The 14,913-nt window shown below is 40.6% G+C and carries 10 protein-coding genes and 1 pseudogene; 6 read left to right on the top strand and 5 right to left on the bottom strand.

Annotated elements, in window-relative coordinates; all coding sequences use genetic code 11:
- Window positions 1–181: 181 nt before the first annotated feature.
- Entirely contained in the window at window positions 182–3,280 is a 3,099-nt protein-coding gene (locus FD716_RS05670) for a multidrug efflux RND transporter permease subunit (protein ID WP_139851378.1), read from the bottom strand.
- Between the two features lie 254 nt (window positions 3,281–3,534).
- On the opposite strand from FD716_RS05670, the gene FD716_RS05665 reads away from it, so the two are divergent.
- The 5 genes from FD716_RS05665 (at window position 3,535) to FD716_RS05645 (ending at window position 10,556) form a co-directional block, all read left to right on the top strand.
- Window positions 3,535–4,662 (top strand): glycerophosphodiester phosphodiesterase, encoded by a 1,128-nt coding sequence (locus tag FD716_RS05665; protein ID WP_139851377.1) that lies wholly within the window; start codon window positions 3,535–3,537, stop codon window positions 4,660–4,662.
- A gap of 169 nt (window positions 4,663–4,831) precedes the next feature.
- Window positions 4,832–5,206 (top strand): diacylglycerol kinase, encoded by a 375-nt coding sequence (locus FD716_RS05660; RefSeq protein WP_139851376.1) that lies wholly within the window; start codon window positions 4,832–4,834, stop codon window positions 5,204–5,206.
- 444 nt (window positions 5,207–5,650) lie between these two features.
- On the top strand, window positions 5,651–8,230 hold the full coding sequence (locus FD716_RS05655; protein ID WP_139851375.1) for a plasma-membrane proton-efflux P-type ATPase: 2,580 nt from the start codon (window positions 5,651–5,653) through the stop codon (window positions 8,228–8,230).
- A gap of 127 nt (window positions 8,231–8,357) precedes the next feature.
- Window positions 8,358–9,209 carry a polyphosphate kinase 2 family protein gene (locus FD716_RS05650; RefSeq protein WP_139851374.1) on the top strand — a complete coding sequence of 284 codons (852 nt, stop codon included), beginning with the start codon at window positions 8,358–8,360 and terminating at the stop codon, window positions 9,207–9,209.
- Window positions 9,210–9,326: 117 nt separating this feature from the next.
- The gene (locus tag FD716_RS05645; protein ID WP_215895453.1) at window positions 9,327–10,556 is read left to right on the top strand and encodes an ArsB/NhaD family transporter; all 1,230 of its coding nucleotides are present in this window, start codon (window positions 9,327–9,329) and stop codon (window positions 10,554–10,556) included.
- 168 nt (window positions 10,557–10,724) lie between these two features.
- Here the strand turns inward: FD716_RS05645 and FD716_RS05640 are convergent, their stop codons facing one another.
- Window positions 10,725–11,162 (bottom strand): hypothetical protein, encoded by a 438-nt coding sequence (locus FD716_RS05640; RefSeq protein ID WP_139851372.1) that lies wholly within the window; start codon window positions 11,160–11,162, stop codon window positions 10,725–10,727.
- A gap of 620 nt (window positions 11,163–11,782) precedes the next feature.
- Between FD716_RS05640 and FD716_RS05635 the strand changes: the two are divergent.
- Window positions 11,783–12,988, top strand: a pseudogene (locus tag FD716_RS05635) (tyrosine-type recombinase/integrase); the annotation flags it as partial.
- Between the two features lie 519 nt (window positions 12,989–13,507).
- Here the strand turns inward: FD716_RS05635 and FD716_RS05630 are convergent.
- From FD716_RS05630 to FD716_RS05620, 3 genes are read right to left on the bottom strand one after another with little or no spacing between them, the layout of a single operon-like run.
- Window positions 13,508–14,005 (bottom strand): hypothetical protein, encoded by a 498-nt coding sequence (locus FD716_RS05630; RefSeq protein WP_139851371.1) that lies wholly within the window; start codon window positions 14,003–14,005, stop codon window positions 13,508–13,510.
- Window positions 14,002–14,592, bottom strand: a complete 591-nt coding sequence (locus FD716_RS05625; protein ID WP_139851370.1) for an N-acetylmuramidase family protein — start codon at window positions 14,590–14,592, stop codon at window positions 14,002–14,004. The genes FD716_RS05630 and FD716_RS05625 overlap by 4 nt, the downstream gene beginning before the upstream one ends.
- Before the next feature lie 2 nt (window positions 14,593–14,594).
- Window positions 14,595–14,873, bottom strand: coding sequence for a phage holin family protein (locus FD716_RS05620; RefSeq protein WP_139851369.1), 279 nt, complete (start codon window positions 14,871–14,873; stop codon window positions 14,595–14,597).
- Window positions 14,874–14,913: the final 40 nt, after the last annotated feature.

Genomic DNA, 14,913 nt, shown 5'->3' with positions numbered 1-14,913 from the left:
CTACTCGTGCTCGCCAATTTGAAAAAATTGGAAAAGTTTTAGCTAAAATACAACTATGACTGTCCATTATAGATACGATATCTCTCATACACCGATCATCCGGCGTGGCCATACTATAAAAAATATTCCATTTTCTCAATAGCATACTGGTTATAACTCAGTAGACATATTGTTACACAGCTTAAGTTGTTTCATTTTTAATCGGGAATAGGCGACGTATAGCAACATACATAAAGGGAATAAACAATAATACCAATACTGTTCCAAAAATCACCCCACCCAATACGCTCATCCCGATTTCTTGACGGCTTGCTGCACCCGCTCCACTTGCAAACACTAAAGGAATAATCCCCGCACCAAAAGCCAATGATGTCATCAGAATTGGTCTCAAACGAAGTCCCGCCCCTTCAATCGCGGCATCAATCACTGAACTGCCTTTCTGCTGTGCCAATGCGGCAAACTCAACAATAAGGATCGCATTTTTACATGACAAACCAATGGTGGTGAGTAAGGCAATTTGAAAATAAATATCATTGGGGAAATTCGCCAAATAACTAAAGATAATATTTCCGCCAACGCCAAGTGGAATTGCCGTGAGTACCGCGGTTGGAATACTCCAACTTTCATATAAAGCTGCCAAGCAAAGGAAAATAAAACCAATCGAAATTAAGTATAGCCAAATCGCTTGTTGGCTCGATTTTTTCTCTTGTAGTGACAATCCGCTCCATGCCACATCAACCCCGCTCTGTTTAGCAACCAACTGTTCTATCTCTTGCATCGCCACACCAGAACTGACATTAGGAGAGGCATTCGCTTCCATTTGAAAAGCCCGATATCCTTGGAAGCGATTGACCACATCAGGCCCACCGCCCCAATCTACACTGGAGAAATTGGCAAAAGGAACCATTTGTCCAACATTGTTACGTACTGACCACGACTGTAAATCTTCGGGCTTGCTACGATAGGCCGCATCGCCCTGCATAATGACCCGCTTAATGCGACCACGATCGATAAAGTCATTGATATAACTCCCTCCCCACGCAGCCGATAAAGTACTGTTAATAGCGGATGGACTTAATTGATTGGCCATCGCCTGCTTTTGATTAATATCAACTTTTAGACTGGCCTTGTCAGGGTTTGAGCGCTTATCAAGCTTGCTAATCCCTTTAGATTGCTTGGCATTTTCCTGTAAGACTTGAAACTGCTGTTCTAAGTATTCACGCCCTTGCCCATTTCGATCTTGTAACCAGAACTCTAAACTGTCGGTATCCCCCAAACCACTGACCGTAGAGGGCAAGCTTACCGTAATACGCGCATTACGATTTTGACTAAAGTATTTATCGGCCCGATCACGAATCGCTTGTGCCGAATTTTCAGGCCCCTTGCGTACCGCCCATGGTTTTAATGCAATAAAACCTGTCCCCAAATTCTGCCCAGTCGAACTAAAGTTGCGACCATAGCGCATTAGCACCAATTCGATATTTGCCTTTTCCTGCTCAAGAAAATATTTACGTATTGACTCACCAACCGCATCACTATCTGACATCGGTGCGCCATCAATTAAACGAAACTGTAAACTTAAGATCCCTTGATCTTCACTTGGAATAAAACTGGTCGGCAAACTTCGATAAAATAAGCTAAATACACAAAGTAACCCAATAAAAATAACTGAGATTACCCATTTTAATTGAAAGCTATTTTTGACAATACCGATATAACTTAGCTTTAAACGCTCTAATTGTCGATTAAACCAAACGGCCCAGTGTGCAGGTTTAAGTTTAGGCTTCAAAATAAGTGCACATAAAGCCGGGGTGAGTATTAATGCCACCAACAAAGATAAACTCATGGCCGCGACTAAGGTAATCGAAAACTGACGATAAATGACACCTGTCGACCCTGAGAAAAATGCCATTGGAATAAACACAGCTGTTAATACCAAGGTAATCCCAATTAATGCACCACTCATTTCTTGCATACAAGCCAAGGTCGCTTGTTTCGGATTTAAGTTTTGCTCATGCATCAAGCGTTCAACGTTTTCGACCACCACTATCGCATCATCAACCAACAAACCAATCGCCAAAACCAAGGCAAATAAAGTTAAGGTATTTACACTCATCCCAAACAGATACAACACCGCAAAGGTTCCTAAAATCACAATAGGCACCGTTAAGGTCGGTATTAATGTTGCGCGCCAACTTTGCAAGAAAATAAACATCACGATCACCACCAATAAAATGGCTTCGATCAGTGTTTTAACCACTTCCTTAATGGACTCTTGTACAAAGGGCGTATTATCCCGTGGAAATACGATGGTATAACCTTCAGGCAGTTTCCCTGAGAGTTTGCTTAATTCAGCTTTAATTCGTGCAGAGGTAGCCAAGGCATTGGCGCCCGAAGATAATGAAATCGCTAAACCAGCAGATTGATAGCCATTAATACGATTAAAACTTTGATAATTCTCTGCTCCCAATTCAACACGGGCGACATCTTTTAAATAAACAAACTCGCCATTGGCAGTCGATTTAATAATAATATTTTCAAATTGATCGACTGTTTTAAATCGTGAGCCTGCAGTCACTTTAGCATTTAAATATTGATCAGCAACGGCCGGTAGGTCACCCACCCCACCCGCAGCAACTTGGGTATTTTGCGCTTCAACCGCTGCGCGGATATCATTTGGCATTAAACCATATTGTTTAAGTTGATGTGGATTCAGCCAGATTCGCATCGCATATTGCGAACCAAAAACATCTACCTCACCAACACCATCTAGCCGTGCCAATGCTTGCTCAATATTCACCGACAAATAATCTGAAAGCTGAATATTATTGGCCTTGCCCGTGGCGTCATACATACCAATCACCATAAAGGTGTCGCCTAAGGATTTATAAACATTAACCCCTTGGCGCTGTACATCAGTTGGCAATCGATTAATGACGCTACTAATGCTATTTTGCACTTGTACTTGCGCAGTATCAGGATCAGTCCCATTTTCAAAACTTAAACTAATTCGACTACGGCCAGACGAATCACTACTCGAACTAAAATAAAGTAAATGATCAATCCCGGTAATTTGCTGTTCCAATACCTGCGTTACGCTTTCTTCAACTGTTTCTGCATCTGCACCAGCATAAGAAGTCGAAATGGTAATTCGTGGTGGGGCAATATCTGGATAGCGCTCTACAGGTAAATTCAGTACTGCAAAAATACCAATCGCCATCACCATAATGGCCAAGACTCCGGCAAAAATAGGGCGATGAATAAAAAATGAAGAAAGCATGCGATTTTCTTTATATAAAGGCTGTATTCACAGCAAAATGAATTTACCAATTTAATGAATTTGTATTGAGAATCAATATCTAATTTTATTAACGCGACTTATTTTACACAAAACATATTCAAAAACTTAATTAAGAAGAGATTATGTAGTTCAGCCTCATAATCAATAGTATGTCATTAGAATTTCATCCACCTGCGGTAGACTCTAACATAACCAAAATAATGATATGTTAAAAACCAAGGACCTAGATAAAAATGTTAAAAAAAATCGTCTTATGCCTAAGTGTTATCGGGATTTCCGCCTGCAAGGAAGATCCGAATAATGATCCGCAAAAGCCTCATTATACCGAGCCAAAAATTATTATTATTGGTCATCGTGGTGCCAGTGCATTGCGCCCTGAACACACGCTCGCAGCCTATCAAAAAGCCATGGATGATGGTGCTGATTTTATCGAACCCGATTTAGTCCAAACCAAAGATGGCGTTTTAGTTGCGCGTCATGAAAATGAAATTGGAGGAACCACCAATGTTGCGAGTCTGCCCCAATTTGCTCAACGCAAAACCACTAAAATCATTGATGGACAAGCCTACACAGGATGGTTTAGTGAAGACTTTAGCTTAAATGAACTCAATCAGATTAAAGCCAGAGAACGTATTCCTGACATTCGCCCAAATAACACGCAATATAATGATCAATTTAATATTCCAACACTCGAACAAATTATCGAGCTAGCAGAACGTCATTATAAAAAGACTGGGAAAGTAGTGGGCTTATATATCGAAACCAAACATCCGAGTTATTTCCAAAAACTGAATCTAGGCATGGAAGATCCTCTGCTCAGTACGCTTTCAAAATATAAATATACCCGTAATATTGCACCGATTTATCTACAATCCTTTGAGGTTAGTAATTTAAAATACTTAAACGATCAGTTAAAACTGCATAACTCTTTAAAACAAGTCAAAATCGTTCAACTCTATGATGCTAAATCTGCTCGTCCAGCAGATTATGTATTGCAAGAAAACCCAACCACTTATGCCGATATGGCCACGCCACAAGGTTTAAAAAGCGTTGCAAAATATGCAGATGGCGTCGGTCCGAGTAAGGATTATATTATTCAATACAACCCGAATGCGACCAGCTCTTCCTTTGTAAAAGATGCACATGCAGCTCGATTAAAAGTCCATCCCTATACTTTCCGCCCAGAAAACCAGTTCTTGGCAGCATCCCTAAAATGCCAAGGTTCAGCACAACAACGCTGCGAATCGGGTGCAAACCAAGAATATCAACAATTCTTTAAGGCAGGCGTAGATGGTGTGTTTAGTGATGATCCAGCGCTGGCACGTAAAGCCTTAGATACTTATGAACAAGCCAAGCCTTAATCATCATTAACTTGTGCCGCTCCGATCTTTAAAGCGCCTCGTGCGCTTTAATGTTTTAATAACAATCCGCTTAATTTATCCCTCTGTTAAAAAACGATATCAAAATGAAAATTAATATTGATTTAAGCTTATGATGTTAAATTATTTAAAATTTCAACATCTGAAGACTATGAGTGATTATTCCCCTTTAAAAGGTAAAACAGGACTAAAAAGAATTTTTAATGCTTTTGGCTATTCAATTTCTGGTTTTAAGGCCGCCTTTCAAAATGAAGCGGCTTTTAGACAAATTATTCTGATTAATATTATTTTAATTCCGATCAGTTTTTTCGTAGATGTCAGTCGTGGTGAACAAGCCTTGATGATTGCCGTCTGTTTACTGGCCGTTATTGTCGAATTATTTAACTCTGCAATTGAAGCAGTCGTCGATCGTGTTTCATTAGAAAAACATACGCTTTCCAAGAATGCTAAAGATATGGGCAGTGCAGCGCAGTTTATTGCACTGAGTATTATTGCCATCACTTGGGTGATTATTTTGTTTTTTTAATGAAAATAGATAAGGCGGATTCAAACCGCCAGTGCAACAGTATAAAACTAAGCTTAAAAGTAGCATCGTCATACTACTTTTAAGCTTTTGCATTTCTCTCAATACACCCAGTTAATCAAAATAATTTATCATGCAGGCTAAATTTGAATAAAATTTATGCGATTAGACTAAAATAGGCATTTATCTGTATTTTAATAATTAAAACAATCCCCTATCCAAATCTTAAAATATTGAATATCCACTAAATTACTGCCTAATGTTTTTTTATATAATAAATTTGTTTATTAATGAAATAAAGTTTTACTTTACATTACAAAAGTTTTAAACCAATACAAGTTTAGTGAATAATAAGCAATATTTTTAAGATCTAATATTTATTAAAAATCCAATCCCGAACCATACTTTACAAAAAAAGAAGGCTGCTTTTGCACCTTGGGAAATATTATGCTGACAACTACGTCATCGGCCAATTCATCTGCCGAAAAAATTAAACCGGATCACTCCTCAGAAAACCACAACAATCCCGTCACTTTAGACGCACCAGGAATTGTACAGAAACTGCAAGACTTAAAAACCTCCTCCAAAGGTTTGAGTACAACTGAAGCTCAGCAACGTTTAACGCAATATGGTCCCAATGCGATTGAAGCGCATGAACAAAGTAAATGGAAAAAATTACTGGGTTATTTCTGGGGCCCGATTCCATGGATGATTGAAGCTGCCGCGCTCATTTCATTGTTCCGTCAAGACTGGCCTGATTTTGCAGTCATTACCGTACTACTCCTTTACAATGCCATCGTTGGTTTTTGGCAAGACAATAAAGCCGCCAATGCCTTGGCCGCACTTCAAAAAGGTCTAGCCGCAAAAGCACATGTACTACGAGATGGAAAATGGGAAGAAGTTGATGCCGCAAACTTAGTTCCAGGCGATATTGTTACGGTTGCAGGAGGCGAAATTCTTCCCGCAGATCTCATCTTAACCGAAGGTCAGTATCTTTCTGTCGATCAAGCTGCACTTACTGGTGAATCACTTCCTGTTTCTCGCAGTATTGGTGACACGGTTTATTCTGGCTCGATTGCACGACAAGGTTCTGTGACCGGTGTCGTTATCGCTACTGGAAACAATACTTTCTTTGGTCATACCGCCAAACTGGTGGCATCAGCAGGCAATAAATCGCATGCAGAGGAAGCTGTTTTAAAAATTGGCGACTTCTTAATTATTCTCGCTGTTTCGTTGGCGGTTATCTTAATTGGCGTTCAAGTCTATCGTGAGATCGTAACGGTCGGCCATTGGGAATGGAGTGCTGCTGGACAAATTGCTCAATTTGTCTTGGTGTTGCTGGTGGCCTCTGTGCCTGTTGCCATGCCTGCTGTTATGTCCGTCACCAAAGCACTAGGGGCTATCACCTTATCTAAGCAAAAAGCAATTGTTTCACGTTTATCAGCAATTGAAGAACTCGCAGGGGTCGATATTCTCTGTTCGGATAAAACAGGAACACTCACCCTCAACCAACTCACCCTACAGCAACCCATCCCCTTCAATCAAACCGCAGCCGATGACATTGTGATTGCGGCATGTCTTGCTTGTCAGAAGCAAAGTACAGATGCCATTGATCTTGCCGTACTTCAGGCGTTGAAAGACCCTAAAGTCTTAGATCAATATAAAGCTGTGGATTTTGTTCCATTTGATCCCGTCAATAAAAAAACGATTGGGATTGTAACCAATGCACAAGGACAGACCTTACAGTTTGCCAAAGGCGCACCGCAAGTGATTGGTCAAATCTGTGGTTTAGGTGATCATGCCGGTACAGATCAAATCTCACAACAGTATTTTGGGCAAGTCGATCAACTTGCATCACATGGTACACGTGCGTTAGGTGTTGCACGTTCAGATGATCAAGGTAAAACCTGGTCATTAATGGGTATTTTAGCTTTATTAGATCCGCCACGCCCAGATGCCAAAGAAACCATTGAAAAAGCCAAGCAACTTGGTCTTTCTGTCAAAATGGTGACTGGTGATGATGTTGCGATTGGTTCTGAAATTTCGCGTCAATTGGGGCTTGGGCAACATTTACTCAGCGCCAGCGAAGTCTTTAAAAATGATAAAGATCCAAACCATATACAAGTTGATACTGCTCGAATCGTTGAAAATGCCGATGGTTTTGGCCGCGTGTTCCCTGAGCATAAATTTGAAATTGTTAAAGCCTTACAACAACGTAATCACATTGTTGCCATGACGGGTGATGGCGTTAATGATGCGCCCGCATTGAAACAAGCAGATTGTGGTATTGCGGTTAGTGGTGCGACGGATGCAGCGCGTTCAGCCGCAGCCATTATTCTGACTGCCCCTGGGCTCTCAACCATCATCAGTGCAATTATAGAAGCACGTAAGATTTTTGAGCGCATCACGTCCTATGTTTACTACCGTATTGCGATGACGATTGCCATTATGTGCGTCGTGGTACTTTCTTATATTATTTTTGATATACAACCACTTACAGCAATCATGATTGTGGTATTGGCCTTATTAGATGATATTCCTATTATGACCATTGCCTATGACAACGTGAAGGTCAGCCAACAACCTGCGCGTTGGAATATGCATCGGATTATTTCATTTTCATCCGTCATGGGCATCATCGCATTGGCACAAAGTTTTGGTATGGTGCTGCTCTGCATGTATTGGATGAATAATCCAGAGTTAATGAGCAACCTACCGATGAACTTAGATCATCTGCAGACCATGGTGTTCTTACAACTCGCTGCTGGCGGTCAACTACTCATCTTTGTCGTACGTAATCGCGGTGCACTATTTGCGCGACCTCTGCCCAATGCCAAACTGTTTCTTGCAATTGTCCTCACCCAAGTGTTTGCAATCTTAATTTGTGCATTTGGTATTTTCGTGCCGGCATTACCGCTTGAGATGATTGGCGTGGTATGGATTTATGTACTGGTCTGGTTGGTCATCGCCAGCCTCGTAAAAATGGGCTACTACAAATATATGGATCGAAAAGACAGTATCCATTAATTATTCATTGTCACTTATCTGTTGAATACCTTTGCTATAAAGGTATTCAACCCATCTATACAACTGAATATTTAACTTGAATCCTTAGATATTCCCGCGCTTATTTTGAACAACAAGAGTATTCATCATGAACTTATATAAAAAATTAATTGTAGAACCAGGTCGTAAAATCAAATTAAAGCAAGTCGATGCTGCTTACCATGCAAATTACCCCGATGAAGAAAGTGTAAAAGCAGACTTAGACAAATATTCTGAAAAAATTGGTGAGCTGCAACGCAAATTATATGGTGAGAAAAAACATTCACTGCTGATTGTTTTACAAGGAATTGATGCCGCTGGAAAAGATGGTACCTGTTGGCATGTGATGCAGGCAATGAATCCTCAGGGCACTTTTGTGCATGGCTTCAAACAACCGACAGCTGAAGAGTTAGCACATGATTTTCTTTGGCGAATTCATCCACATACCCCCGGCTTAGGTGAGGTTTCTATTTTCAACCGTTCGCATTATGAAGATGTTTTAGTGCAACGGGTGCATAACATGGTGCCGAAAAAAGTCTGGTCCCAACGTTATGAGCACATCAATAACTTTGAAAGCCTGCTGCAAAGCAACAATGTCACCATTTTAAAATTCTTCTTATATATTACGCCTGAAGAACAATTAGAACGCTTTAAACAACGTTTAGATGATCCTGCACGTCAATGGAAAATTAGTGAAGGCGACTATACTGAACGTCAATATTGGGATGAATATATTGCAGCGTATGAGGATATGCTAGAAAAATGTTCAACCCAGGGCGCACCGTGGTTTGTCATTCCATCCAATCATAAATGGTTTCGCGATCTTGCCGTTTCAGAAATTATTTTAAAAACCTTAGAAGACTTGAAACTTAAATTGCCTGAACCAAGTGTGGATCTCACCAAAATCCGCGCTGAATACCATCAAATGGCTGAAGAAAAAAAATCAGCCAATAAAAAGTAAGCACTACTTTTAAGTATTTTATTCGCTTTCATTCATTCATCAATCACATGCTTCTTTAGAAATCATTCTAAAGAAGCATGTTTTCAATAAAAAAGGGTCAAGGCAAAGCCGATGAACATGACACTTATAATTTTTCTTTTGGTCTACCTTGCCATGGGTTTAGGCAAGTTACCGGGTCTTAAAGTTGATCGCACTGGGGCTGCGATCGTGGGTGCTTTAGCCATGTTGGCAGTGGGTAGCATTTCTGCACAAGCTTCATGGAATGCAATTGATTACAAAACCATTGGGTTACTGTTTGGCTTAATGGTGGTCTCTGGGGCTTTTGCTGTTTCTGGTTTTTATGCATGGACAGCCAATAAAGTTGCAACCTTACAAATTAGTCCGTCTAAATTACTTGCCGTATTTATTGTGGTGAGTGGTTTACTCTCCTCGATTTTGACCAATGATGTGGTGGTGGTTGCGATGACGCCTCTGCTGGTTTCCATCACCTTGGCCCGTGGACTGAACCCAATCCCCTTTTTGCTGGGCTTTTGTTTCGCCGCAAATACCGGCTCAGTCGGTACCTTAATTGGTAGTCCGCAGAACATGATTGCGGCACAAGCCTTAAATGTGTCGTTTATTGATTTACTCAAAGTTGCAGGCATTCCGGCATTACTTTCACTGCCAATCGTTTGGGCAGTACTTAACCATTTATTTAAAGATAAATGGACCATTGAAAAAACCAGCAAAACCAATTTGGCGAAGCCAACATTGACACAACCGAAACTCGATATTCTGGAAACGGTTAAAGCACTGATCGTCACCGTCACGATTGTTGTGTTATTTATTATTGATATTTGGCCACAAGAATTGATTGCACTCACCGCAGCCGGTATTTTATTGCTCAATCGTAAAGTCGCATCCTCTGATGTACTTAAAGAAGTCGATGGTAATTTACTGCTGCTTATTATGGGACTGTTTGTAGTCAATGCTGCGATGTCAACGACCGGATTACCGCAAACCTTATTGACCGATCTAAAACATATGGGCTTAGATCTCAACCAGCCACTTTCACTGTTCTTTACCAGTGCAGCCCTAAGTAATATTGTCGGTAACAATCCAACAGTGATGTTACTGGTCCCTTATCTTGATGTTGGCGCCAACGTCAATGCACTCTGTGCTGCACTGGTATTAGGCACGGGTTTTTCCAGTAATATGGTTATCTTTGGCAGTTTGGCAGGTATTGTTGTGGTTGAACAATCCAAAGCCTGTGGGGTTGAAATCAGCTTTATGGATTACGCCAAAGCCGGTATTCCAGTTGCACTGATCTGCGTGGTGTTGTCTGCATTTTGGATATATTGGCTTTAATGATCTTGTTCAGCTGAACCCTATAAGTGATGTCCAACTTATAGGGTTCAGCACAATAAAGGCAACTATTTTACAAATTGCACGAGTGAACTGAAATTCATTTAACCAAATGACTCAGCGGAATTAGTGGCCAAAAGTTGAAAGAAATATCAGTTTTTTTACTGATAACTAAATATGATCCCAGCAACCTTGAGATGTCCATTTTGTAATAATACCCTTCTTATCAGTGATAAAGTTATCTACACAAATGGTTTGATTTGCTCCATTATTCATATATTGCAAATATTTCCATGTATATTGCTTCCCCCCATCTGTTCTTTGGTGTACTCCCCAAGGGCTCCCCCAAGATACAGTCAGGTCATCAATTGATTTGCCATACCATTGGGTTCTTTTATTTTGAAATGCTGCTCGTCTTTCTCTTAGTCTGCGTTGACCATCGGTTTCCGCCCCCTGAGAATTACGCGTCTGCGCATTATTATGTTTAGGCCCTGGTACACCTGTAAGCATATATGTCGCATCAGAAATAGTATCAATCGCCATTTGTGAGCACCCTGTTAAGGCTACGAATGCTGGAAGCCCTACAATCAAACATAGTTTTTTTAACATGCGAATCCTATATTAAAAAATAAGTAAAAAATTCAATAATATAATACAACATCTTCTCGATTTTTAAAGTGATTCCATATTTCCACTTAGTCAGCTCCTTTACTCATTATGCTAAGCAAATCCCCCTCATTAACCTCATATTCAATGATCACTTTAAATTTTCCCTTTGCTGTATGCATGCATCAAAGATGCTCACGTGCTTGAGCCACGCAAAGATGACCGTAAAAAATTCTGGTTAAATAGCTATGTACTTTCTTGTATCGTGATGGATTGTGATGAAGATCAGCAAGCGCTGAGCGCGTGAGTAGACATAAAAAAAGGCCACTAATTAAAGTGGCCTTTTTACAGTCAAACACAATGTGAGTAAGACTGTGAGTAATCAGCTATGCAATCAACAAGTTAAAACGTATAGATCAATAGCTGAATTTACTTGTGGGCAGATTACATCATTCTTAACAGTACCATGACCTTAGTGAACCTTGTATTACTTGCATCTATAACATGTTGATTTATAATTATTATTCAAACAACTATGCATAACCTTGTATTACATGACATTACTGTCTTTTGTGAGTAAGATTGTGAGTAATAAGTTTTCTGACAACCGTTACTCACACAACATGCTGAATGACCTTAAAATCAAACAATTAAAGCCTAAAGATAAAGTATACCGCATCGCTGACCATTCGGGGTTGTGTATTGAGGTGCGAACTGCAGGTGGTAAATTTTGGCGCTTTAGATATAGATACTTGAATGTCGCAAAAATGCTAACTGTGGGGCAATACCCAGAGATAAGCTTAGCATACGCCCGCACAAAAACAATGGAATACCGTGAACAGCTGGCAAAAGGCATAGATCCAAGAGCTCAGCAGGGAGATGAGCGTGCTTCAGCAATTCAATCAAGTGAAGATACTTTCGAGGTGGTTGCAATAGAGTATTGCAACATTAAAAAGCCGCTTAAATCAAAAGATTGGTACGATACGAGAATCCGTTATTTAAAAAAAGATATCTACCCTGCTATTAAGAACAAACAGATAGCTGGTGTTGATTCCTCGGATGTTAAAACAGTAATCGACAACACTATAGTGCGTATTCAAAAAAGTGGTCGTGGTACCGGTGAGGTTAAAGCTACACTTGTTCGTCAAATCATAAGAGAAGTCATCCAGTATGCGATTATCACTGGACGCATTACGAACGATCCAACATATGCATTAAAGGGATACATTCAAAGGCCTGAAGTAGAGCACGCCAAGCCCATTGAATTGGCAGATAGAAAAAAATTAATGCTCAGTATTTCTCGGTATGGTGGAACAGAGAGCACTAAAAATGCACTCAGAGTGCTGATATATACAATGCTTCGTACTATTGAGGTGCGAAGAGGCTTGAAAAAATATATTGATTTCACAGAGAAAACTTGGACCATCCCTGTTGCATCAAAAGCCGAACTTAAAACAGGTACTCGCAATATGAAGAGGAATAGAACCCATATTGTCCCCCTTTCAAATCAAGTTGTGAGTATCTTAAAGACTCAATTTGAGTTTTACCCTGATAGTGATTACATATTTCCAGGTGAATCTGGTGGGATGCTTGGAAAAACCACACTAAATTCAGCATTTGATAATATGGGTTTCAGCCACATTACTATGCATGATTTTAGAGCTACAGCATCCACCGACTTGAATGAAGCTAATTTTAATTCGGATTGGATTGAGCTGCAACTTGCACACGTTAAGGGTGATAAGACTAGGGCTTCTTATGATCATGCTAAATGGCTAAGTGACCGACGAGCGATGATGCAAGATTGGGCCAACATGGTGGATGCCTGGGTTGGTAATAAAGCTGACCAGCAAGAGCAAGGTTGTGATGACTATCCACCTATTAAACCACAAACTACAATTATTAAATCGATCGAGCCAAATCGAGAAAAATATGCCGCAATGTATTACCTGACGAATCGGTTTGAGTGTGAGCTTGATAATGACTCACTCCATATACTGGTGCAGCGCGAATTGCTAGATTTTAAGGTCGACTATATGAAAGGTCTTGTAGATGATTTGATTAAAATGAAGTATAGGTCGATTGATTACGCAGCAAAGCTTGACGAACAAGGAAAGTTAAATTTGTATGAAGCCGGCAAAAAACTATCAGTATAATCGCCGTGAAATGCTGCAGGATTGGGCTGATATTGTTGATGGGTGGAGTAGTGGTTAAAGTTTTTATGCTAATTTTCCGAGTAAGTTAAAGCCGGTACGGTCGACTCTGAATACAGATTGATAGATGACCTACAGAAAACATGATTTTGTATACATGATACGCAAGTTTTTTAAAGGTTTTTACCAAAGCCCTCAATCCGAGGGCCATGCCTCACTCAATCGTTTCGCATCAATTGCGTGTCCGTCAGCCGCTTTTGCCAGACGTGTAGCTTCAATTCCACACTCTTCGAGTACGTCTGATCCGGTATTGACGTACTCAATGATGGTTTTTGTGGAAGCACTGGGCAAATTGCGCTTTGCTTTATCGAGCTGCTTTGACAAGCTGTTAGCAGCAAGATCGGCAGAGTGAGCATCAGCATTCGCAGCTTTGATTTTTTCGATAGCATTTTGTTCTGCCTTTAATAAGTTTTCTGAGTATTGTCTTTCTTTGACCACGGCGTCGGCTCGGGCTTTAGCATTAGCTTCTTCATAAGGTTCCACCGCATCCGCCACAGCCTGTGCTTTCTCCCCATCAGCTTTGATCAACTGGCCTGCCAAATGATTTGTATAAGCCAATTGACCAAGGCATACAAAAGAAAGGACCGCAATTGCGATCCATGATTTGTATTTCCAAAGCGTGTAAAGGTTCATGTGCCACCCCACTTTTTATATGCCGCTGCTAGTTTCACGTCATAGCTATTTTTAGCATACGCCGTGCCGTTGTAGCCGCGTGCAAAAGCTTTCCAGTCTTTGTTTTGCAATGCCTTGACCAAGCCATTCACTTTAATATAACGACACATAGCATCGAGCTGCGATGCTTCATCTCTATACATTGCATTGATGAATGCTTGGAGAGATCCGTAGCCAAGTTGGTACCAGTGATAACCCATCACTTGGCCGATTCCCCAGCTCGCAGATTCTAATGCCGAATCACGATCGTACTTCGATGCCGCTACATTTAGTCGACCGTGTTGTGCTGAATATAAGCCATATCCGCCTGGTGTCATGTTGCACAAATCTGGGCGCTCACGGACTGCAACACCTGCAATCGCTGCTTTGCTATTTGCAATAAGCTGCTTTCGGAAAACATGACGCTCAAAGAGAATCACTGGTGTACCATCTGAGTTGAAGCCTGAACCTTTGCATTCAACCTCGATCACGGCGCGTAATGCTGGTACTGATATACTGAGTGCTTTTGCTTGTGCTTCGATTTGCTGTGTTGTTAGTTTTTTATTCATGATTACTTACCCCACTTCCCCACGTTTCTCTTTAGGTATTCTTCGATAAATGTAGAGCCTAAGATGCCGAGCGCACTTGCAATTCCAATCAGCGCAAGCGGTGAAATATCGGGTATTTGAAGCAATACAAGGCCTGCAATCAGTGACGATGCTGAGCCTAAAATTGTTCGACCGATGATCAGTCGAAATGTAAGTTTTTCATCTGAAACGAGTAGCTTGCTCATACCGATCATCCCTCCAATTAGCATTAAGTAGAGAATCGATTTTTCGTGATCTTGCATGTATTTCCCCAAATTTTTGGCGTAAAAAAACCGCTATTCG

The sequence above is a fragment of the Acinetobacter pullicarnis genome (genome assembly GCF_006352475.1).
GTDB lineage: Bacteria > Pseudomonadota > Gammaproteobacteria > Pseudomonadales > Moraxellaceae > Acinetobacter > Acinetobacter pullicarnis.
Note: the sequence above shows the minus strand (reverse complement) of the source record. Positions and strands in the feature narration are given on the sequence as shown.